Consider the following 21,042-nt stretch of genomic DNA (forward strand, 5'->3'; position numbering starts at 1 on the left):
GCTCTCCTTTCCTATTGCGCCTCTAGCGCAAAGTGTGTTTCATTTTTAGGGTACCAACGCTCTAGCCGCATCGACGCAGGCCAAATTGCCTACCAATGCTAAGCGGCATAATGCCACTACACAAGACGTAGTCCAACCTGTTCTGTAATAGGAACTCGAGCAGTTGCTCCTCAGCGCCAAACTCCGTCTGTGGAAGAGTATGTCGGCTCAACGCGCTGCCTGGTTCTGAGCAAAACTCCGTGCAGTCGAGCGCTGGATACCGTTACGCATGCAGCACAAGCCCTCAAAGACGAGTGAGCAGGAACCCCCAACCTCTTACTATCCGTCGCTGCCATCGATGGCCACCAGCGCTTCAGAAAACAGCCACGCTGCTGGCACAGCATCGCGAACTGCCGACAACGCCTTGGATTGCCCTTGTCCTTGCGGGAGTTGGCGATATTCTTGATGTCTGGCATCAGGCGCCTGGTCAGCCTCATCAGTTCAACGTTGCGCCGTGCCTCTCGCTCGAGGCGGCGACTGGATTGGATGCTATTGAGGTAGCCGTAGATGTACATCTTCAGCAGGTCTGCTGGATGGTAGGAGGGTCGACCAGTTTCAGCCGGGATGACACCCTCGAAACCCAGTTGGCCAAGGTCGAGTTCATCGACAAAAACATCGACCATTCGCACCGGGTTGGTTTCCGCCACGTAGTCATCCAGGCTCTCGGGAAGCAGCGCGCTTTGGCCTCGATGCTCTTCCTTGATAAATCGCTTCATCGGCCCCCGCTGATTTGAATCCATCCAGTCACAGCAAGGTCGATGCCAGTTTTTACACAGCCTGGGCCGAAAGCTGCCGACCACTACGGAGAATGGCCAGGATTTAACATTCGCACGGGCTTCAGAGCCAGAGCTGAGTAGCTTTCCAGCATTACTACCTGTGGAGGAGTTGTGGTCAGTGCGGAGGCCCTGTATTTCCTGTCTATGCCAGCTCGCGTATGTGCTCAGGATGCCTACTCAAAATATGGATCAGAACGGTGCTCTGGTGGTTAGGCTTTGAACGGTTCTGTTCCCAGTTTTTGAGGGTCGCAGGCTTGGCTTGAATGGCCTGGACAAACACATCCTGGGACATCTGCAGCTTTTCGTGCAGTGCGACGATTTCCGCACCTCTCGTGGGTTCGACTGGCTTGTATCGACCTTGTGGTTACGCAGCGTACGCTTGCCTTCACGTGCTGCGGCCAGATCGTCAAACCCCTCGACCCTCTCGGAAAAAATATCGCGTTTGGTAACGGCTTTCTTCGCTCTCAAGGAGCGCTTTCACTGCCTGCGCTGGTCGTTGCTCAGGTCATCGAGTTCGTCTTTGCCATACAGGCTGAAGACCCATAGTTGCGGACTGCGGTGCTGCCGCTCAGAAGTTCTTATGAAGGGAGCTGCGAGGAGAAGGTTTTGTGCCAGGGCCGATCAAGCGATCTCCTTCTGTGATGCGTGATCGGGCAGCGACTCCTGGCTTTCCGCGGGGCTTACCCGCTCGATAAACCGGGCCAGTTGCTCGGCCGGTTCGCCTTCGCGCCGTATCAGGTAAGTGGTCAATATGGTTGTGCAGCCGTCTAGCGGACGGGCCACAACGTCTGGATTGTTGAGTTCGTTGATGCGCGCCAGGCTGGAAAAGCCGAGCCCGTATCCTGCCGACACCAGCGCCATCATCAGGTCCAGGGTGGGGACGCGGTCAGCGATTGTCAGTCGCGTATCGACGGCGCCCAGTACCCGCTGCAGCTGTTGCCAGAAACCTTCGCAAACTTGTGGATCGCAAAGGACCAGCGGGTAGCGGACGACCTCTTCAAGCGGCACACACCGGTAGCTCAGCAGCGGGTGGCGAGCAGGCACCGCCACAACCAGTGCATCGAACCAGATCGGCTCGGCCACCAGCACATCGCCAACCTCGTCGGACTGTGCGAGCCCGATGTCGAACAGGTCGTCGTTCAGGCCCCTGACCTGCTCGCTGAAGGTGACCTCCGACAGGCAGATCTCGACCTCCGGCTCCTCTTCGCGGCACTGGGCGAGCAGGGCGGCCAGACGTGCCTGGGGTATGCCGTCGGATAGCGCTACGCGGATGCGCCCGCGGTAGCCGGCCGCCGCGCTCTTGACGCTGGCCTTGGCCTGGTCGACCACGGTGAGCACCCGGCGGGCTTCTTCCAGGAGCACCTTGCCGGCCCAGGTCAGGCGCGTGCGCCGTGTGGTGCGCTCGAACAGTTGCACGCCCAGGCGGTACTCCAGTTCCTTGATGATCCGCGACAGGGGCGACTGTTCGATATGCAGGCGCGCGGCGGCGCGGGCAAAATGCAGTTCTTCTGCAACGGCGATGAAACAGCGAAGGTGGCGCAGTTCCACGGCCTTTCCTCCGTCAGTTGTAAGTTTCGGCTTGCACTTCGCCGTTCAAGCTTGGTTGGCGACGCAGGTTGATGATCTGCAGTAGCGCGCCCAGTGCGGCGACGCCACCAGCACTGGCGGCCAGGGTCCAGGTGGGCATCTGCAACAGCAGCACGAAGCCGCCGGCTGCGGCGCCGATGGCGCTGCCCAGGTAGAGCGCCGACTCGTTCAGGGCGATGGCCAGGTTGCCGTCACCCTGGGCCTGGCGCGCCAGTATCAGCTCGTTGTTCTGCGGTACCTGCAGCGCCCAGCCGACGGCGCCCCACAGGGCGATGGGCAGCATCACCAGCCAGGTGTTGAGGGCTGCCGCCAGCGGCAGCACGAACAGCGACACGGCGAGGATCAGCATGATGGCGAAGGTCAGCACCGGGCCCCTGATGCGGTCCACCAGCGGGCCGATCAGGAAGCTGCCCAGCACGCCGCCGATGCCCCAGACCCACAGGTAGGGTGTGACCGAGCGCACCGCACCATAGGCCGGGTCAGCCAGCAGCGGGGCGATGAAGGTGTACATGCCCAGGCTGGCGATGGCGGCCAGCAGCGACACCAGCAGGATGACCAGCACATGGCTGTCGCCGAGGATCGCCAGCTTCTCGCCCAGCGTGGTCGCAGTGGCTGCCGGCAGGGAAGGGAGCTTCAGCAGCAGGCCGAAGAAGGCCACCAGACCGAGCAGGGTGACCAGCCACAGGGCAGATTGCCAGCCCAGCTGTTCAGCAATCAGCAGGCTGAGCGGAACGCCAAGCACCACGCCGCTGGCCATGCCGCCCATGATGATGGCGATGGCCTTGCCACGGCGCTCGGGGATGGACACGGCGGCCGAGGCGCCAATACCCATGGCCAGGTAGACGCCGGCGCCGATACCGGCGATGGCCCGCCAGGCCATCAGCGCGGTGAAGCTCTCGGCCAGCGCGCTGGCAGCGTTGGCGATGACGAACAGGCCCAGGGCCAGCAGCAAGCCGGCGCGCTGACGGTGCGCTGGGGTCAGGGCGACGAAGATTGGCGAACCCAGGCCGTAGGCCAGGGTGAAGGCGGTGACCAGCTGGGCGGCCACCGCGACGGATACCGTGAACGAGGCCTCGATCATCGGGATCAGCCCGGCGGTGACATAGGAGGCCATGCCGAGGGCAAAGGCCCCCAGCGCTATGAGGTAGATGGGTGATTGGTTGGGAGTGTGCATGCTCGGACTCGCTTGCGTTGCAGGAACGTGTCGGTGGTAAAATGAAGGGATGTGGCCCCGCACCGGGGCCACATCCGGTTGGGGCTAGAGTTCGAGGCTGACGTCGTACTCGTTCAGCCAGGTGTTGAGGCCGACCGCCAGTTCCATGCCCATGCGCTCGTACATGGGCGAGACACTGCCGAGCGGTTTGGCCAGGGTTTGCTGGATACGGGCGCTGTCGAGCAGCGGCGTGACCGGCGCGTTGCGATCCGCCTGGATGGCAGTCAGGGCGTCACGCAGCGCTTGCTCGTAGGCCGGATCCTGGGTCGAGGGATAGGGGCTCTTGACCCGCGCGCTGATCGACTCCGGCAGCAGGTCGCGGGTCGCCGCGCGCAAGATGCTTTTCTCTCGCCCGTCGAAGGCCTTCAACGCCCAAGGGATGTTGAAGGCGTACTCGACCAGGCGGTGGTCGCAGAAGGGCACCCGTACCTCAAGGCCGACGGCCATGCTCATGCGGTCCTTGCGATCGAGCAGGGTCTGTACGAAGCGGGTCAGGTTGACGTAGCTCATCTGCCGCATGCGCTGGTCGACCGCGCTTTCGCCGGGCAGTACCGGCGCTTCGGCGATGGCCTGCCCGTAGCTGTCGCGCAGGAAACTGTGCATGTCCAGCTGGGCCAGCAGGCCCGGGTCGAACAACGTCTTCCCGTCGAAGTACTTGCCGGTGACCGAGGTCAGCCAGGGGAAGGTGTCGGCCTGGATCGCCTCCGGATCGTGGAACCAACGATAGCCACCGAACACCTCGTCCGCGCTTTCGCCGGACAGCGCCACGGTCGAGTGCTTGCGCACCTCCTGGAACAGGCGATACAGCGACGGCCACATGTCGCCCCAGAATGCTGGTGGTAGATCTAAGGCGCGGACGATCTGCGCACGCAGCGCCGGATCGGCCAGCTCGCGACTGTCGAGGACGATTTCCTGGTGGCTGGAGTGAATGATCTCCACCAGGTCGCGCACGAAGGGCGCATCCGGGGTGCCGCGCACGGCGTCGCCGGTGAAGGCGCTGCCATGATCGACGAAGTCGACGGAGAAGGAGCGGATGTTCTCCTTGCCGGCAGCCAGCAACTTCTTCGACGCCAGCGCGGTGATGATCGAGGAGTCCAGCCCGCCGGAAAGCAAGCTGCACAACGGTACGTCGGCGACGATCTGGCGGTCGACGATGTCCTCCAGCAGGTCGCGGGTATGGCGGATGGTCTCGTCCAGCGTATGTTCGTGCTCGCGTGCCTCCAGCTTCCAGTAGTGGCGGCGGCCCAGGCCCTGGCGGTTGATACGCACGATCTCACCTGGCATCACCTCGCGCATGCCGTCGAACACGGCATGGCCCGGTGTCTTCACCATCTCCAGGATCTCGCGCAGGCCATCGGCGCGCACCTTTCGCGGTACCAGCGGGTTGGCCAGCAGGGCCTTGGGCTCGGAGCCGAACACTATGCCGTCGGAGGTTGGGAAGTAGTACAGCGGCTTGACGCCCATGCGGTCGCGGATCAGCAGCAGCTCCTGCGAACGCAGGTCCCAGATGGCAAAGGCATACATGCCATTGAGTTGCTCGACGAAGGCCTCACCCCATTCGACATAGGCACGCAGCACCACCTCGGTGTCGCTGCGGGTCTCGAAACGGTGGCCAAGCCGTTGCAGTTCGGTGCGCAGCTCGCGGAAGTTGTAGACCTCGCCGCTGTAGGTGATGGCGGCGACTTCGCGCGGGCCACCGTGCATGGCGGTCATCGGTTGGCGACCACCCTCGAGGTCGATAATCGACAGGCGCCGATGACCCAGGCCCACCGGGCCCTCGATCCACAGACCGCCAGCATCCGGGCCACGCAGGGCCATGGTGTCGGTCATGCGCTGCAGGGTGTCGCGTTGCGTTTCCAGGTTCTGGCTGTAGGACAGCCATCCAGCGATTCCACACATAGTCGTTCTCCTTGTGATTGGGTTAACCGAGGCTTTCCAGGTCGCTGTCCTCGGCCAGCAGCAGGCGCGTCTCGCCATGGACGTAGCGCGCCGGTGCTGCGGTTTGGGCATGGGTTTCCATGTCGTTGAGCAGGCGCTGCAGCGCCGCGGCGGTATCAAGGTCGGCGAAGGGCTGGCGGGGTGGCTCCTTGAGCGCCACGACGCGCACTACCTGTCGGCACAGCCGCGAGAGCTTGTGCAGGGTGTCCAGGCCAGGCTCGTCGGGAGCGGTGGCGAACGCGTGCAACAGCTCCTCGGCGCCGTTGGCGCCGCGCGTCCAGATGCTCAGCTGGTCGTGATCCCAGCGTGGGGTGTCGAATATCAGGCGTGCATGGATCAGTCGGGCGTCGCGGTCGACGAAGCTGAAATCCACGGTGCGCTGGCGCGAGATGTTGACGAAGCTGGCGTAGCCGGTGACCTGCGCCTCGCCCAGGCTGGCGGTGAGCTGCACGGTGTCGAGCACCTCTGCGCCGGAGATGGAGAAATCCGAGCGCACGCCGAGCACCCGATTGAGCTGGATCTGGCCGGCGCGCGGGCAGATCCAGCCCACCAGATCCAGGGCATGGATCACCTCGCTGGTCACACCACAGGTGGGGCGGTAGTCGTTGATGCGGTCCTTGCCCCAGTGGAAGTTGGCTCGGACCAGCTGCCAGTCATGGCGCTCGACCCAATCGCGCAACTGCTGGGTCGCGTCCGAGTAGCGCTCCACCAGATCCAGGGCAAAGCCGCCGAGATGTTCCAGTGCGCCGAGCAACACGTCCATGTCGTCACCTGGCGTGACCAGCGGCTTCTCGCAGAGCACGAAGCCCCGATAACCGGACAGCTGCTTGAGCACGGGCGCATGGCTGTGGTCGTTGACGCTGACCACCACGATGTCCGGCGCGAAGGCTTCCAGTGCGCGGGTGACGCTGTCGAAGTAGGGCAGCTCGTTCGCCTTCTGCCGGCGCCCGACATAGGCCAGCGACAGCGGCAGGCCGGAGCTCGTGGCGATATGCTCGAAGGCGCGGCGGTAGCGGTTGCCGGCATAGCCCAGGCCGATGATCAGGATGTTCATGCCGAGGCCTCCTGACGGATCAGCAGGCGCTCGTCGCTGACGGCGAAGCCCAGGGTCTGGTACAGCGAGCCGGCCGCCTCGGTGCTTTGAAGTACCACGCAGCCGACGTTGTGGTTGGCGAACCAGCGCATTAGGTGCTGCATAAGTTGCCGGGCGATGCCGCGGCCTCGCCACTGTGGTTCAACCACCACCGATTGCACCCAGCCGGACAGGCCGTTGAGACAGCCTGGAGCAGGGGCGCGTTGGTCGATGATGGCGGTCGCACAGCCCAGCACCTGTCCGGACTCCTTGTGCTCGGCGGCCAGGATCTGCACGCAGTTACTGTCGTTCAAGCGGCTGCTCAGCCAGGTGCGGTAGGCCGTTCGCCAGCGTGCCGCGTCTTCCGGCGTCTTGCTCGAGTAGCTGGCTGCGGTGCCATCCAGCAAGTACGCGCGCAGCTCCATCAGGCTGGCCAGGTCGGCCTGGGTCGCGGGGCGCACGATGAGGAAGGACTGTTCCATCTCAGGCCACCTCCGCAGCAAAAACCTTGGATGCCAACGGGATGCTGAAGTGGTCGAATGTCTCGCGCAGCGACACCGCCAGATGCTCGATCTGCTCGTCGCTGTGATTCGGCGTAGCGTTGACGCGGAAGCGCTCGGTCCCTACCGGCACGGATGGATAGTTGATCGGCTGCAGGTACACACCGTGGTTATGCAGCAGGCGTTCGGCCGACGCCTTGCAGCGCTTAGCTTCACCTACCAGCACCGGCAGTACATGGGTTTGTGAGCAGGGCATCACCGGCACGTCATGGTGCTTGAGGCGCTCGCGCAGCTTGGCGGTTTGGGTATGCAACTGATCACGCTCGAGGCTGCTGGCCTTGAGATGCTCGACACTGGCCAGGCAGCCGGCAGTGATCGCCGGCGGCAGCGAGGTGGTGAAGATGAAGCCCACGGCGAAAGAGCGCACGGCATCCACGATCACCTGGGTCGAGGCGATATAGCCCCCGATCACGCCAATGGCCTTGGCCATGGTGCCCTGGATGATGTCCACCTGATCGGCTACGCCCAGCTCGGCGGCGATACCGGCACCACGTGGGCCATACATTCCTACTGCGTGTACCTCATCGAGGTAGGTGAGGGCGTTGTAGCGCTTGGCGACCGCGACAATCTCGGCGATGGGAGCGATATCGCCGTCCATCGAGTAGACCGACTCGAACACCACGATCTTCGGTTGGCCATGCGGGTAGCTGGCGAGGATCTGCTCCAGATGCTCAACGTCGTTATGGCGGAAGATCTTGCGCTCGTTGGGCGTCGAGCGGATGCCGTTGACGATTGAGGCGTGGTTCAGTTCGTCACTGATTACCACGCAATCGGGAATACGCCGCAGCAGGCACTGCAGGGTGGCGTCGTTGGAGCCAAAACCCGTGGGGAAGACCAGCGCCGCTTCCTTGCCGTGCCAGTCAGCCAGGCTAGCTTCCAGGCTGGAATACACCTCGTGCGAACCGCCGATATTGCGCGATCCACCGGAGCCCGCACCGTAGGCTTCCAGTGCGTTATGCATTTGCTCGCGGACTGCAGGATGTTGCGACATCCCGAGATAGTCGTTACTGCACCAGACCACCACCGGTTCTTGCTCACGGCCATCCAGCTTGGCCAGCGGGTACTGGCCGCAGATGCGGCTGAGGGTGGTGAAGGTGCGGTACTGGTTGGAGAGCTTCAGTGCCTCCAGTTGTTCCCGAAGAAGTGCTTGGTACATCCGTTTATCTCCTTACCGAGTTGATGACACGTCTCTGTGTGGATCCTCATCAAGCAAGAGCCCTGGCACGGGCATTTGCGGCCAGGTCGGGGTATTCTTCTCGGGATTTATAGGGGTTACAATTTGACTGTTTATCCTAGTACTGGAGGTAACCGGATGAACGCGCCTCGCACAGCCGAACGCACTCGGGTAGAGCTGGCCGAATTCCTGCGTAGCCGCCGCGAACGTATTTCGCCGGAGGAGGTGGGGTTGCCCGCCGGTACTCGGCGGCGCACGCCGGGGCTGCGCCGCGAGGAGGTCGCAGCCCTGGCCGGAGTAGGGTTGTCCTGGTACACCTGGCTGGAACAAGGACGGGACATCAGCGTGTCCGCGACCTTCCTCGACAACCTCTCGCGCACGCTCAAGCTGGATGCCACCGAGCGTCGCCACCTGTTCCTGCTCGCCCACCAGCGACTGCCGCCAGAGCCGGGCAAGACCTGGTGCACGGTGCCTGCGCTGATTCATCGTCTGATGGGGGATCTGCCGTCACGTCCGACCTACGTGCTCAACCTGCGCTGGGATGTGCTGGCCTGGAACGCCGCAGCGGATCGGGTGTTCGGCTTTTCCGTCGTGCCGGCGGACCGCCGTAACCTGCTGTGGATGCTGTTCACCAACCCGGCCATGTGCGAGCTGTTTAATCCCTGGGAGGAGCAGGCGCTGCAGATACTCTCCAGTTTCCGTCGTGACTTCGTGCGGGCGACCCAGGATCCGGATATCGCCGCGCTGGTGAAGGACCTGGAGAAGGCCTCGCCGGACTTCAGGGAATGGTGGCGGCAGCAGGACATCCACGGCCCGTGTCAGGGGATCCGTCACCTGAAGATCGATTCGGTCGGCCAGGTGGTGTTCGAGCACACCACGCTGACCATCGACGAGGATCGCCACCTGCGGCTGGTCTACTACGTGGCCAAGGAAGGCATGCCGCAGAGCCGAGACTTCGAGCAGTGGCTGCAGCAGGCGCCCGCGCTGGTATAAGCCCCGGTGCCTGTTGCTCAACCAATCGACGGCCCGCGCTGGCGACTCAGTTGCCAGGACACGCTGTTGCCCTGGATCAGCGCCGATACGCTCTGCCCTAGCCTCTGCTCAATCACCGGCTTCCAGGGCACCAGGCTGAAGCCGATGCCATCGTCGAGCAGGGCATAACGGCCGCTGGCCAACTGCACGCTGCGCCGGTAGATCCCGCTGACTCGCTGGCCCTCGACCGCCGGGCGGTACTGCATACCCGTCTGCGTCGAGATATCGCGCGCCGTCGCGGTCAGCTCCCGCCCTCGCAGGGTGGCCAACAGGTTGCGTGCGAGCAGCACGCGTTGGCCCTGGCGTTCGGCCAGGCCCTGTTCCACCAGGAAGTCCACGCGCTGTCGCAACTCTTCGCGCACCTCCTTTCCGAAACCCTTGTCGACCATTTCGCGGTTGCCGCCGATCAGCTGTTGGTCCAGCCAGGTCGCGCCAACGGCGCGCACCTGCTGCCCGAGGGGCAGCGGCGTGCGCAGCTCGACGGCGACGTCTCCTAGGCGGTGGGCGTCATGCTGCCGGCCTTGCTCGGGCAGATCGGCCGGTACCCGCCAGACGCCCTCGGCCAGCCGTTCGACGATACCCGACCGGCGCAAGGCTTCGAGGCGCCGCACATGGCGCTCGACCAGTGCCTCGGGATCCTGTCCTGCGACTGCCTGTGATCGTGCCAGGGCCGTATGATGATCGGTGCGATAAATACCGCCCGCAGCCAACGCGGCAATCGACCTGTCCACTGTGCGCGCTTCTCTCAGGCTGCGCGTTTCCACCAGGCCACCGATGGGGAAATCGGCTACTTCCGCACGGGCAGGCAGGGCCAGGTAATGCGCCTTGCCGTCGAGTCCGTCGACCACCAGGTAGCCACGGTCGTTTAGCTCGTCGGCCAGCCCCTTGGCCACGATCCGACCCACCACCTCGGGGCTATCCTTGCCCGGCTGGAAGACCGTCAGCTCTCGCTGCGCGCTACCCATGGCCCGCTGCATCGTGCGCACGATATCGCCACGCTCACCCATGGCGCGCAGAGTGGCCTCGGCGTTGTCACGTAGGAGCCATTGTCCTGGCCGAACTTCATCAGCTAGCTCAAGCTTTTGCAACTGCTGCAGGCGGCCGATCAGCAGCTGCCGGCGCGGATGTTTGGCGAGCGATTTCAGGCTGAGCACACTGGCCTGGCGTTCGCGCAGCAGGGTGCGATCCAGGCTGGTGAAACGCTCCTGCTGTACCTCGCGCTGCAGGCTCTGTTGGATCTCCAGTTCGGTACGCGGACCGAGCCATTCGGTGGCCAGCTCCGAGGCGCGGTTGCGCATGCCCTCGGCGATGTAGTCGCGGGCGATCACCAGATCCTTGCCGGTGTCGTCCTTGCCGCGCAGGACGATATGGGTGTGCGGGTTGTCGGTGTTCCAGTGATCGACCGCCACCCAGTCGAGGCGGGTGCCGAGGTCGGCCTCCATCCGGCTCATCAGGTGGCGGGTATAGGTGCGAAGGTCGTCGAGTTGCTCGGCATCCTCGGGCGAGACGATGAAACGAAACTGGTGGCGGTCGTCCTGGCCGCGTTCCTCGAACGCATTCAGGTCGGCCTGATCGGTCAACGGCCCATAGGCCTGGCCCGGATCGCCTTCGCGACTGACGCCGTCGCGCTCGATATAGCGCAGGTGGCTGAGCGTCGAGCGCTTGCCAGCCTGGCGCAGGTTTACCAGGCGCGTCTTGATGGTAACGCGCCGGGCGTTGGACGGCAGTTGCTGCGCGCTGAAACGGGCGGCGACATGCCCGCGGCCGAGGCGGGCGCCGGGCTGGTGGCCTGTCTTGCGTGGCTTGCCGGTACCGGCCTTGTTGGCCTGGCGCAGCACCTGGTTGACGAAGGGTTGTCCGCGTTGCTGCGGCTTGCCCGGCTGCGGGCGAAAGCTTAATTCGTCGTCCTGACGGCTTCCCTTGCTCATGTTTTGATTCCTCCAAGTTGATCGTGGTACGGCGTATCAGGCACGCTCCCAGGCCGTTGCCGCTGTGGGGCGAACACGATTTCGGCACCTGGCGACACCGGCGCTGTGTCGCCGCCAACCCCCATGCAGACTGCTCTCCGGGCCAACGGAGTGCCGCCCCCTTTTATCTTGCCCTCCGCTTTTTCCGTGCCTTTGCGCTGCTGGGTTGGGTAATCAGGAGAGGCGGGAGGGCGACTTCCAAAGTCCTGGCCGGCAGGAGAGGGCAGAGGTATCTGCAGCCTGGCGGTCCGCGACTGTGCGCACCGAGCGTGTGCGTTCCGCAGGCGGATCGACACGGAGAAGGCCTGTTCATCGACGCGCCTCCAGCGACAAGGGCTGCGCCCGACCAATCACCGCGTCGGCAGACACCGGGCCGAAGTAGCGGCTGTCGAACGACGCCGGGTTGCTGCTGAGCAGGAACAGTTCATCGCCAACCAGGCGTCGACAGGCCTGCCAGGTTGGCAGCGCGCGACCCTGTCGATCCCACCTCAAACGCCTCGCAACAAGGACACCATCGATACGCACCTGACTGCCTTGCATGCACACCCGCTGCGGTGCCACTGCCGCCACGGTCTTCAGCAACGGCACGTCCGCCGGCAGGTAGCCACGCTGAGCCGCCAGCGACCTCACCTCCGGCGGCAGGCGAACCAGTACCAGATCGCCCGGCGCCAACGAGCCGGCCGACGAAATGCGGTACCAGCCGACGGGCACGCTGTCGGAGGCGTTGTAGACCAGCTGCGGTGGCGATGTTGTGAGCGCCGCCCAACCCAGGGCAAACAAGCTGCCGGCGAGCAGCGCCAGTGGCCACCGCACGCCGCGAGCACCCAACGTCATGACGTGGCCTCCGGGAACTGCCGCTCCAGCACTTCGCGCAGCATCTCCGCCATGGTCACGCCGCGGTCGAAGGCCGCCAGCTTGATGCGCGTACGCAGTGCAGGCGTGACGTCCAGCGTCAGGCGGGCGCTATAGCGCTCGACCTTGCCGTTGTCGATTCCAGCGCCTTGGCGTATCCAGGCTTCGGCCTGCGGATCTGCCAGTGGACGTGCACCGATACCGATGCGCTTGCTTCTCATGGCGACCACCTCAGCAACTCGTCGACCAGGCTGCTGACCTCGCACGCGGCGGCGCTGTCCGGCGCCAGTTCGCGCGCCAGACGACCGGCTGCCACGCTTTCGGCGAAGACGATGCGCTGGCGTACTTCTGCTTGCAGTGCTGGTAGCGGTTGGTCGGCCAAGGCGCCGCGCGCTTCGCGGCCGATCACCGTGGTGCTGACGCGGCGGTTGATGGCAAATGCCGCGCGCAGCGTGGGCCTGAACACCTGCGCCTCGCGGATCAGGTTGACCATCTCCGCGCTGGCCCACAGGTCGTAGGGGCTGGGCTGCACCGGGATCAACACGCTATCTGCCGCCAGCAACGCCGAGCGGGCGAGGGCGGCGATGCGCGGTGGCCCGTCGATGATCACGTGATCGACGCGAAGAGCCAGCTCCGGTGCTTCCTGATGCAGCGTCTCGCGTGCCAGGCCGACAGCGCTGAACAGCCTGGGCAAGCCCTGCTGGCTACGCCGCTGCGTCCAGTCCAGCGCCGAGCCCTGCGGGTCGGCATCGAGCAGGATGACGTTCTGCCCGCGCAGGGCCAGTTCGCCGGCGATATGGGTGGCGAGGGTGGTCTTGCCCACCCCGCCTTTCTGGTTGAGCAGGGCGACGATCATGGCCGGTTCTCCCGGGCTAGACTGCCCCGATCAGCAACTTTCCACACGCAGGCGCTGCCCCAATAACAAGTTAGAGCTTTTAAGTTAGTAATGTTAGAGAGGGCTGAAAGCCGCGCCAGCCGGGGTGTGTAGAGGAGTTCGTGCGCCTGAAAGCACGTGCGCCGCGCTCCTGATAGCACGGGCCAGCGTGCGCCTGATAGCACGTCGGGATTCACAGCTTTTCCAGAAGATATCCCCGTGCCGTCTACGGCACGTGTCGGAAGGCCAGCAGCTCGGTCGAACGGGACAGACGCACCACTTCCAGGCGATACCCGGGCAGCGACTGGCGAGCCACCAGCGCACGCAGGTCGAGGGCGAAGTCTGAGTAGCGCGCCGAGCTGCCCGACTTGCGGTACAGGTGGCGAAAGTCGAACTGCCAGCCGTCCTTCTGCTTGCCGCCATGCTTGCGCACCAGACGATATAACCAGCGCTCGATACCGCCGGTGAGGCGGAAATAGGCCGGGTCGATGGTTAGCACAAGGGCTTGATCCAGCACCCCGCTGTAGAACCAGTCCGGCAGGATCAGCTCGATACCCAGTGGCCGGCCATCTGCCGCGGCCAGCTCCTTCCACTCGTTGATCCAGGAGAAACGGTGCAGCCGCCGACCAGTGGTCTCGCGGATCGAGGTGGCCACGCTGGTCGACTGCAGCCGATCCAAGGCGGCCTTCAGGCGTTGGTAGTCGCGCAGCGAGGTACCACGGCCGATGAATCGCAGAATCTGGTAGGGCGTCGCGCGCATCAGCCGCGAAGTGGGAATGCCCGCATCGCGCGCCTCGACGATTTGGCTGGCTGCCCAGATCAGGATGTCGGCATCCCAGATCGTGGCGATGCCATGCTCCAGCGTGCCCTCCACACGCACCGTCACCTCGCCAGAGCGAAAGTCGATGGGCACGGTGCGCCGCGACTTGGCCAGCGAGAAGAACGGATGCGCCATCAGATCCTGGGCGTCGCGTGGCGCCATATCCCCCGGCAGGGCGCGGAACAGATCCAGTTGCTCGCTCTGCGAAGTCAAATCGAGATGCCGGCAATTCATAGACGAAGGTTTCACTGATCATCACGCTGCGCTCCCGGGTGGCGGTCGATGTACTCGGGGTCGAAGGTGGTCTCGAAACTGCGCTCACTGGCCCAGGCTTCGAGATCAGTGAGCGCGTACATCACCCGCCGGCCGAACTTGTGAAAGCGCGGCCCGCCGCCGATCACCCGATGTTTTTCCAGCGTGCGTGGAGACAGCCGCAGGAAGTCCGCTGCTTCGTTGTTTGTGAGGTACCGAGGGGGTGGGCAGGCCTGTGGTGTTTGCGCCTCGCGGGCACCCTCCACGGGCCGCATGGCATGCGTCGTCGGCCCGGCCTTGCGGTGCAGCGGGGCATCGAGATCGATGCGTCGCGGCTGACGGGAAAGATCGGTTGAGTGCGACATGGTGTGTCCTCCGTTGACGTGGGAGGTGCACCGTGCGGCAGCCATCGCGTTCGATCATGCCAGGTTGAGTCTGGGCGAATGCGCAGGCAGTAGGGGCGAGGATTGATACCGGGACGGTCTGGGCGCTGACCGGGTACGCCCATATACGCGTGTCACCGCCCAAGGTGCTCAAGCACACCAAGCTCCGCACGCGTAGCCCCACGGATATACGGATCTACGGCTTTCCACAAACCGGAAAACCGCATCGGCGTACTTCCGTAAATCCGTAAAAGCGTAAATCCGCTTCCCCACAAATCCGTAAATCCGTGGTTACGGATCGACGGATTTGGGCAAAACCGTAAGACCATAACGGTCTCAATCAACTGGCAGCACAACGTGGTTGTTCCAGGCTGATTGTCGGGTGCGTGCTCCCGTGCATCAGCCTTCCGGGTGGGGCGCGCGGGTGGCCGGCAGGACAGGGGCGCCAAAAACAAGGCACCGGATCGCCCCGGTGCCTTCCGCTGTTAGCGATTCCAGAACACATGCACCTGCTCGAAGCCGGTCTCCAAAGTGAAGACGTCGCCGCTGTATTCCATATCGCGCACCATGGCGCGGTAATCGATGTACATGGCCAAGTGCGGCGGAATGCTTGTGGTTTCCTCGGTCAACTCCTGGGCGTAGTCGGCCAGCGAGCTGTAGCAACCGCAGTAATCTTCCTCAGCCGCCTTGCGCGCCTGCTCCAGATCGTTGAAGTGCGCGAGCAGGGCGCCGCCGAACTCGGGGTACTCCTCGATGAAGCAGGCGATCTCATGGGCGTTCTCGAGGCCTTCATACTCGCCGAGGCGGTAGCCGTCGAAGCCCTCAAAGTCATGGATGGCGTACTCCTCCGCGCCCTCGACCGGCGAGGCCGCCAGCATAGCGTCGACCTGTGCTTGGATGTCGTCTAGCTCCAGGGTGGCGTCGATCCAGACGCCATGCAGGTGACCGGCGTTGTAGGCGGCCAGGTCGGCAACGTAGATCCTGATGTGTTCGCTCATGGCTTTCGCTCCTTCGTCTTCAGGGTTCTGCGCTTGCGCTGCGCATGAACCCCTGCCGACTAGGGCGACTAAGGCGGTCGTGAAAAAATCAGGAAAAATCGCGGAGGCTCCACCAGCGCAGCGGCCGGGTGGAAACCGTCTATTTTTCTTGATTTTGAGGGGGCAAGAACCCCTGTTCAGCTATAGATGAGTGTGCCACCTGCGGAGGAAACCTATCTGAAAAAGCGCCGGTGCTAAACGTATTGTCGACTTTCTGGAGTGCTGACTAAGAGTTGATGAATTGTTCAAGCGGCTGCAGTTGGGACGTTAAACTTCTCGAGATTTACATCGCGTCAGTTCACTGCAACTTGTGGGCGGCTGGATAACGGTATCGAACAGGCGGCGTCAGCCGTTGTGATAGGGAGAACGCCTTGAGCGTGAATATTAGCTTCGACAATGAACTGGCAGTTGCAAGTATCCTGCTGGTCGATTGGGCTCCGCCGCTGGTCGAACATTTGGGACGCTACTTTGACGTTCATGATGGGATCCTTCGGCTGAACTACGCCCACCTGTCCGCCGAGCGCACCTGCGATTGGACTGATGGACTGTGGGTCTCGCCAGCCTATCGTGAGCGCTTTGTGTCTGAACTAGAGGAGGTAGCACGAGAGGGGGCGATTGCACTAACCCTGAAACTCCTTGGGCACGGATGCACCTGGGTCAAGGACTCATCGTCTATTCTCGACCAGGATGCTTACCTGTCTGCTGAGCAGGTTTTCAGTATGGACGTTCTCCAAGGTGACTCGCCGGCCTTGCGTGAGGCCGTCTTGGCGGAGATCGCTCCCCGTGCAATATGGGTAAGTTGGTTGCTCGATTCACATAATCGGCATCGTTTTTTGGACGATCGGGAAATGATGGCGGCGCTTGTGACCAGTACGTCAAAGGGCGATTGCATCCATTGCCTTCAACTGGTGACCCCACGTCACAACCAGAGTAACCGGGCCTTCGAACAGTTGGTTGCGCAGCATTGGCAGACTGTGTACGACTATTTGGAGACCCACATCGGCGGCACCCCAGGCTATTCAAGCTACAACGTAACTGATCTCGTTTACTCGTTGTTTGCCAATTCGCCTACGGTGAAGGCGTCCCGTTGGGCCTGCGAGCAGGTTCTTGATCGAGCTGATCCGAAGGTCTTCCCTCGGCTGATCCAACATTGCCGCAAGATTGTGGCGGACGATGTACGCAGCCTGTTTCTGCGTTGGCAAAACCATCCGCAGGCAGAGAAGAAAGACCAACTCAGGGAATGCGTTGCCAAAGCCTGCTCTGCGCTTGCTGCATTGCTGGTTGACACTATGCCGTCGGACCTCGCGCTTGCCTCTGCCTGGCACGGGTTCGAAAACCCAGCGCGATCCAGCCAGCAAAACGTTGCTGCAAGCCTCAGAGAATTGCCATCGGATGCGTGGTGCCGAGAGGCGCTGTGGAACCAACTAGGTCCTTCCGCTCGCGAAGCCTGGCGGCAGGATCTTTTCGATCAGGTGGGCGAGGAGCCAGAGCTGGCCCAAGGCCTCCTCGATTTCGCCTGCCGTTGGCTCGAGCAGACGGCGTTTGCCGAAGTCGAGCCGGTGCTTCTGCGATTGATGGATGACGAGGATCACCTGGCTTTTGCGAACCAGCTCGCCAACGCTGGTCCAAGGCAACTGCAACTGAGGGCAAAAGGGCTAGTGCGCTCTAGGCGGGGGGCGCTGGACCTAGAGGGGCCGATAGGCCTGGGCGAGGATACCACTGCGTTGCCAAACATCGGCACCCAGACCTGGTTGGGCGACCCGTCCGTAGAGCGCGTCATCCATAGCGCGCTCAGCCAGATCGAGGAAAAGTTTTGCCGCGAGTATTCGGATACTTGGGGAGAGGACGAGGAGGTCCACACAGCTCGCCTCCTGGCCCTGACGCAGGAGGCAGTTGGCAACGCAAGCCACCAACTGCGCCAGCTCTCAGCCATTACGCGATCGACCTATCCGGGCCTGTCGGTGAATGTACGCCAGCCCAGCAAGCGGGAGGAAGGGACTAACACGTCAGTTGGGTCCCCGCTGGGGGCAGACGTGCTGTTCTTGACCCGTGTCGTGGACGCAGGCAGGACAGTTATCCAGCGAGCCACCCTTGTGCAGGTGAAAAAGCGCAGTGGCACTGGTTCGGGGAGGGGCTTCAGTTCGACTATCGGTATTAACCTGCAGCAGTGCGAGGATATGCTCAACCAGTCAGAGCACGCCTACTATCTGTTCATGACACCGGTCTCGGCGCGACCGACGCTCTGGGTTGCCCCGGCCCGGCTCGTCAGGAACTTGACCCAGTTGCATACGAGCAAAACATCGGTCTTGGCGGCTACGGTGAGGGACGCCAGTTGCTCCTATGCCGATTTCTTCCTGAACTACCTAGTTGGCCTGTGGGCTGGTGACGAACAGGAGGGAATCGTCGCCGTTGCCAACGGCGATCCTCGGCTTGGGCGAACGCCTCGTCACATCGTCGACATTGAGGTTCGCCGCCAATCGGAGTGAGGGTCGTGGCAGTGGGCCGCGCTGCCAGTATCCTCCGCCCCGACTTCCAACCGCCCTAGGAGGCTGCGGGACCTGGTTATCTTCTGATTGGGGCGGAATCAGCCCTCTGAGGGCTCCCCGTTCACGTTCCTTTTAAGGGGAAATTGATTGGGCGCAGAATACGCCCAATCTCTGATACCCGTTAGCTTGAGGTCATCGGTATCGCTTGCTCCAAAACCTGGGCAGTGCGCAGCAAATCATGTCTGCTGGCACAACGGTTACCGGCTTGAGCGAGTTTATGAGCCAAAGAGGACAACGCCTCTGGATGTTCGATCAAGACCTCAACCTGCTCCAACGGAGTCATGCCGCGCAGGTTTCGCTTCCACGCAAGCTCAGGGGCTAGTTGTAAAAGGCGTTCCGTCGCATACAGATTTGCGGTCCAGGCTGAAGTATGAAGCGGAGACTGGCCGTCAAAAGTGGTCTTATCCAGCGCGCATGGATGATCGAGTAGGGCGTCGACGCAGCTGTTCACGCCGGATTTGATCGCAGAGTGCAGGGCGGTCATGCCCTGCACATCCTGCATATCAGGGTCGGCACCAGCCTCCAGCATTAACGTGACCATTTCAGTATCCCCAACTTCCGCCATCAGCATGAGCGGGGTTTGCTTCTTGAAATCTGCAATATTCAGCTGTTTCGGTGCCTTCAGAGCCAACATACCAATGGCTTGATGCCAGTGTTTAAGCATGATCTGAAAACGGCTCCATTCGCCTTGCAATTCGTTTGGTGTCATATGTCGAAGTTGGGGAAGTCTGCGCAGAAAGTTGCTGTGCCCTTTTATCCAATGCATTAACAGTGAATCACCGGTCACCGACGGAAGTGGCGCGTTGAGTTTGCTGCGATTGCGCTGTATCCAGACAAGCAGTTCTGGTTGGTTACCGGTCATCAGAAGCCTGATGGACTCGTCCACTTGTCCACGAGCCAGAGGCTCCAAACGCTCAATACCCGGGTAGGGTTTGTACAGCGTATTCCAGAAGTAATCGCCGGCCCAGCGTGCCGTATCTTCGATGCTGGGAATCTCACTACTCTCGACCATCCCACCGGCCAACATCTCTCGATAATATTTTTCGTGGTTCTCCGGTACGAGCCTTTGATTAGCTACTGCTACGGCAAGACAATCCCGTGCCACTTCACCACGCAGTGGCCCACAGTTGCGCTCCAGTCCAGCGTCTAAGGCCTCCCGAAAGAGCTTGCCAGCGCCATCAAAGTCATTGCAGGCCAACAGATGCTTGGCCTTATATTGCAAGATTGCGGCCTTCCACAGAACGTAACCATCGCTCGCCTCGGCCTCTTCGAGTAGTGCTTGGACCCGCTTGCTGCTGTCTTTCGGGCGTTGTTGATGGTCGCCGTTCAGGTAAGCATTGAGCTCGAACAGAATTGCCTGGACAGTCTGTTCCGGAGTGATGGCCAGTTCGCGCAGGCGCTGAATGGTGGCCGTTTTAGCGCGGGTACTGAGTTCGGAGTGATTGGCCACTTGGCTGACTACCCAGTAGCGATGCTCACTTTGCAAGGCTCGCCAAGAGGAAGAATTCTTCATGCGTGCTACCAAATGCAACTCTGCATGCAGCTCGTCTGCAATGGCAGCGGTACGTTCGGCGTTGCGCATGATGATTGGCCGTGCGGATTCCGCATCGAGCCCCAAGTGATCCTCAAGCTCTGCGCCTGCCTGCACTTCGGAGAAGTAGCGCGTAAGCAGGTGCGCCAGTTCCATATTGGCAGTTTCTCGACGTGACGGCAGGATGGAAAGGAATAGCCCATGTCTATCTGTGGCGGGTAGGTGCTCCTCGAACCAAGCATTCTCTGCCGCCTCACCCTTATCGCCGCAGTTGCGCCAAGCGCCGATGGTCATGTTGTAGACAAACTTGTAGCTAGCGAGTAACTGCAGCAGTTTGTTCTGCTTAGGGTCAGTGCATTGCGAGTCAACGCCTGGGCACAGGAATTTGAGCAAACGCTCATAACCATCCTGCACCATGCGGGCAAAGAGCAGGCGTTGGCGGATTGTGTGTAGTGATGGGATAGCATAACGATCAGCTAGGCATTCGATGAAAGCAGCCTGCTCATCTTCATCAGCAACACCGTCCAGAATGGCCTCAAGGCGGCCCGGTTGGGTCATCGGAATTTCTAGGCGGAGTTGCTCTGCTGTCAGTTGTTTGCGCATTACGAATGCCAGCGCGTCGGTGAACTGCTCAGCAGGCGAGCGACTGTTGTCGAGGGTGAACGCTCCCTTGAAGTCCAAGACCGCTTTGTCCGAGAAGTACTTGCGGAAGGTGTCGGGGCGGATGTTGGTATCCTTTCGCCAGTTGTACAGGGAGCGCCGTAGGCCATCATGTCCGCCTCTTGTGCTCTCACTGCGCTGATCGGCAAGCTCCTCTAAAGGCATACCCAGTAAGTCCAGTAGCCAATCCACTACCTGAGCTACGGGTAGATAGAGGCTCTGTTTTCCTCCCACATCGCGGGGCTCGGGTAGATACCAGAAGCGCCCGCCAGGCATGCCCGTATCTAATGGTTTGCTCAGATTCCAAAAAGCAGCGCGGCGAGCCAGCCCAGGCATATAGAAATAACCGAGCAGCATCCACAGAATCTGGCGCTCATCGGTGGCAAAGGTCCAGGTATTGAGTTCCAGGTGTTTGTAGGCGTTCCCAAACTCGGTAAGGTTGTCGAGGGCATCGAGGCGAGCCCGAGGATCCATATCTAGAGCATCGAAGATTGCATGCAGGACTTCTTCGCCCATGGCCTTGTGGGATGCAAGGCTGTCTTGTCCGGTCGCAAACTTGCGTTTTTTGGTGGTCTGATAGCCTGGGCAGCCGAGGCTCTGATGAATTTCCAGTAGGATAGCTTCGGCTAGCGGTAGGGTGCTCATGGCGCCTGTCCTTGGTGTTGTTGAAGGTGCGTTAATCCTTGCAAAGCGCTGCAACCTTAACACTGAAGAATCGCGTACTCCCCC

General features: G+C 62.0%; 16 protein-coding genes and 1 pseudogene. 2 read left to right on the forward strand and 15 right to left on the reverse strand.

Annotated features, from left to right (window positions below; all coding sequences use genetic code 11):
* Positions 1 to 327: 327 nt before the first annotated feature.
* The 7 genes and pseudogenes from OEG79_RS09035 to hemA form a co-directional block, all read right to left on the reverse strand.
* A pseudogene (locus tag OEG79_RS09035) lies at positions 328 to 755 on the reverse strand (transposase); the annotation flags it as partial.
* A 681-nt stretch (positions 756 to 1,436) separates the two neighbouring features.
* Positions 1,437 to 2,363: a LysR family transcriptional regulator gene (locus OEG79_RS09040; protein WP_264148405.1), complete on the reverse strand. Its 927-nt coding sequence runs from the start codon at positions 2,361 to 2,363 to the stop codon at positions 1,437 to 1,439.
* Between the two features lie 13 nt (positions 2,364 to 2,376).
* A complete protein-coding gene (locus OEG79_RS09045) occupies positions 2,377 to 3,576 on the reverse strand; it encodes an MFS transporter (RefSeq protein WP_264148406.1) in 1,200 nt (399 codons plus the stop codon).
* A gap of 84 nt (positions 3,577 to 3,660) precedes the next feature.
* Entirely contained in the window at positions 3,661 to 5,514 is a 1,854-nt protein-coding gene (asnB, locus tag OEG79_RS09050; RefSeq protein ID WP_264148407.1) for an asparagine synthase (glutamine-hydrolyzing), read from the reverse strand.
* Between the two features lie 22 nt (positions 5,515 to 5,536).
* The gene (locus tag OEG79_RS09055) at positions 5,537 to 6,607 is read right to left on the reverse strand and encodes a Gfo/Idh/MocA family oxidoreductase (RefSeq protein ID WP_264148408.1); all 1,071 of its coding nucleotides are present in this window, start codon (positions 6,605 to 6,607) and stop codon (positions 5,537 to 5,539) included.
* Positions 6,604 to 7,107 carry a GNAT family N-acetyltransferase gene (locus tag OEG79_RS09060; RefSeq protein ID WP_264148409.1) on the reverse strand — a complete coding sequence of 168 codons (504 nt, stop codon included), beginning with the start codon at positions 7,105 to 7,107 and terminating at the stop codon, positions 6,604 to 6,606. The genes OEG79_RS09055 and OEG79_RS09060 overlap by 4 nt, the downstream gene beginning before the upstream one ends.
* Position 7,108: 1 nt before the next feature.
* Positions 7,109 to 8,341 carry a 5-aminolevulinate synthase gene (hemA, locus tag OEG79_RS09065; protein WP_264148410.1) on the reverse strand — a complete coding sequence of 411 codons (1,233 nt, stop codon included), beginning with the start codon at positions 8,339 to 8,341 and terminating at the stop codon, positions 7,109 to 7,111.
* Between the two features lie 156 nt (positions 8,342 to 8,497).
* On the opposite strand from hemA, the gene OEG79_RS09070 reads away from it, so the two are divergent.
* Positions 8,498 to 9,352 carry a helix-turn-helix transcriptional regulator gene (locus tag OEG79_RS09070; protein WP_264148411.1) on the forward strand — a complete coding sequence of 285 codons (855 nt, stop codon included), beginning with the start codon at positions 8,498 to 8,500 and terminating at the stop codon, positions 9,350 to 9,352.
* A gap of 17 nt (positions 9,353 to 9,369) precedes the next feature.
* Here OEG79_RS09070 and OEG79_RS09075 read toward each other — a convergent pair whose 3' ends face one another.
* From OEG79_RS09075 to OEG79_RS09105, 7 genes are all read right to left on the reverse strand, one after another.
* Positions 9,370 to 11,319 (reverse strand): relaxase/mobilization nuclease and DUF3363 domain-containing protein, encoded by a 1,950-nt coding sequence (locus OEG79_RS09075; RefSeq protein ID WP_264148412.1) that lies wholly within the window; start codon positions 11,317 to 11,319, stop codon positions 9,370 to 9,372.
* A gap of 348 nt (positions 11,320 to 11,667) precedes the next feature.
* Positions 11,668 to 12,192, reverse strand: a complete 525-nt coding sequence (locus OEG79_RS09080; protein ID WP_264148413.1) for a S26 family signal peptidase — start codon at positions 12,190 to 12,192, stop codon at positions 11,668 to 11,670.
* Positions 12,189 to 12,431, reverse strand: coding sequence for a hypothetical protein (locus tag OEG79_RS09085; protein ID WP_143511060.1), 243 nt, complete (start codon positions 12,429 to 12,431; stop codon positions 12,189 to 12,191). Before OEG79_RS09085 ends, OEG79_RS09080 begins: the two co-directional genes overlap by 4 nt.
* Positions 12,428 to 13,066: a ParA family partition ATPase gene (parA, locus tag OEG79_RS09090; protein ID WP_264148414.1), complete on the reverse strand. Its 639-nt coding sequence runs from the start codon at positions 13,064 to 13,066 to the stop codon at positions 12,428 to 12,430. Before parA ends, OEG79_RS09085 begins: the two co-directional genes overlap by 4 nt.
* A 244-nt stretch (positions 13,067 to 13,310) precedes the next feature.
* Positions 13,311 to 14,138 (reverse strand): replication initiator protein A, encoded by an 828-nt coding sequence (locus OEG79_RS09095; RefSeq protein ID WP_264148415.1) that lies wholly within the window; start codon positions 14,136 to 14,138, stop codon positions 13,311 to 13,313.
* An 11-nt stretch (positions 14,139 to 14,149) separates the two neighbouring features.
* Positions 14,150 to 14,431: a helix-turn-helix transcriptional regulator gene (locus tag OEG79_RS09100; protein ID WP_197035121.1), complete on the reverse strand. Its 282-nt coding sequence runs from the start codon at positions 14,429 to 14,431 to the stop codon at positions 14,150 to 14,152.
* Between the two features lie 593 nt (positions 14,432 to 15,024).
* Positions 15,025 to 15,537 (reverse strand): antirestriction protein ArdA, encoded by a 513-nt coding sequence (locus tag OEG79_RS09105; RefSeq protein ID WP_264148416.1) that lies wholly within the window; start codon positions 15,535 to 15,537, stop codon positions 15,025 to 15,027.
* Positions 15,538 to 15,947: 410 nt separating this feature from the next.
* Here OEG79_RS09105 and OEG79_RS09110 point away from each other — a divergent pair, with 410 nt between their 5' ends.
* Positions 15,948 to 18,062: a hypothetical protein gene (locus OEG79_RS09110; protein ID WP_264148417.1), complete on the forward strand. Its 2,115-nt coding sequence runs from the start codon at positions 15,948 to 15,950 to the stop codon at positions 18,060 to 18,062.
* A gap of 181 nt (positions 18,063 to 18,243) precedes the next feature.
* On the opposite strand, the gene OEG79_RS09115 is transcribed toward OEG79_RS09110, so the two are convergent.
* Positions 18,244 to 20,958 carry an ankyrin repeat domain-containing protein gene (locus OEG79_RS09115; protein WP_264148418.1) on the reverse strand — a complete coding sequence of 905 codons (2,715 nt, stop codon included), beginning with the start codon at positions 20,956 to 20,958 and terminating at the stop codon, positions 18,244 to 18,246.
* Between the last annotated feature and the right edge of the window lie 84 nt (positions 20,959 to 21,042).

Origin of the sequence: Pseudomonas sp. Z8(2022), from assembly GCF_025837155.1 — a bacterium.
Classification (GTDB): Bacteria; Pseudomonadota; Gammaproteobacteria; order Pseudomonadales; family Pseudomonadaceae; genus Aquipseudomonas.

Excerpts from the sequence above, each read along its gene's own strand:
- OEG79_RS09045 (WP_264148406.1), bottom strand. The coding sequence starts at position 3,576 with ATGCACACTCCCAACCAATCACCCATCTACCTCATAGCGCTGGGGGCC.
- asnB (WP_264148407.1), bottom strand. The coding sequence starts at position 5,514 with ATGTGTGGAATCGCTGGATGGCTGTCCTACAGCCAGAACCTGGAAACG.
- OEG79_RS09055 (WP_264148408.1), bottom strand. The coding sequence starts at position 6,607 with ATGAACATCCTGATCATCGGCCTGGGCTATGCCGGCAACCGCTACCGC.
- OEG79_RS09060 (WP_264148409.1), bottom strand. The coding sequence starts at position 7,107 with ATGGAACAGTCCTTCCTCATCGTGCGCCCCGCGACCCAGGCCGACCTG.
- hemA (WP_264148410.1), bottom strand. The coding sequence starts at position 8,341 with ATGTACCAAGCACTTCTTCGGGAACAACTGGAGGCACTGAAGCTCTCC.
- OEG79_RS09070 (WP_264148411.1), top strand. The coding sequence starts at position 8,498 with ATGAACGCGCCTCGCACAGCCGAACGCACTCGGGTAGAGCTGGCCGAA.
- OEG79_RS09075 (WP_264148412.1), bottom strand. The coding sequence starts at position 11,319 with ATGAGCAAGGGAAGCCGTCAGGACGACGAATTAAGCTTTCGCCCGCAG.
- OEG79_RS09080 (WP_264148413.1), bottom strand. The coding sequence starts at position 12,192 with ATGACGTTGGGTGCTCGCGGCGTGCGGTGGCCACTGGCGCTGCTCGCC.
- OEG79_RS09085 (WP_143511060.1), bottom strand. The coding sequence starts at position 12,431 with ATGAGAAGCAAGCGCATCGGTATCGGTGCACGTCCACTGGCAGATCCG.
- parA (WP_264148414.1), bottom strand. The coding sequence starts at position 13,066 with ATGATCGTCGCCCTGCTCAACCAGAAAGGCGGGGTGGGCAAGACCACC.
- OEG79_RS09095 (WP_264148415.1), bottom strand. The coding sequence starts at position 14,138 with ATGAATTGCCGGCATCTCGATTTGACTTCGCAGAGCGAGCAACTGGAT.
- OEG79_RS09100 (WP_197035121.1), bottom strand. The coding sequence starts at position 14,431 with ATGCGGCCCGTGGAGGGTGCCCGCGAGGCGCAAACACCACAGGCCTGC.
- OEG79_RS09105 (WP_264148416.1), bottom strand. The coding sequence starts at position 15,537 with ATGAGCGAACACATCAGGATCTACGTTGCCGACCTGGCCGCCTACAAC.
- OEG79_RS09115 (WP_264148418.1), bottom strand. The coding sequence starts at position 20,958 with ATGAGCACCCTACCGCTAGCCGAAGCTATCCTACTGGAAATTCATCAG.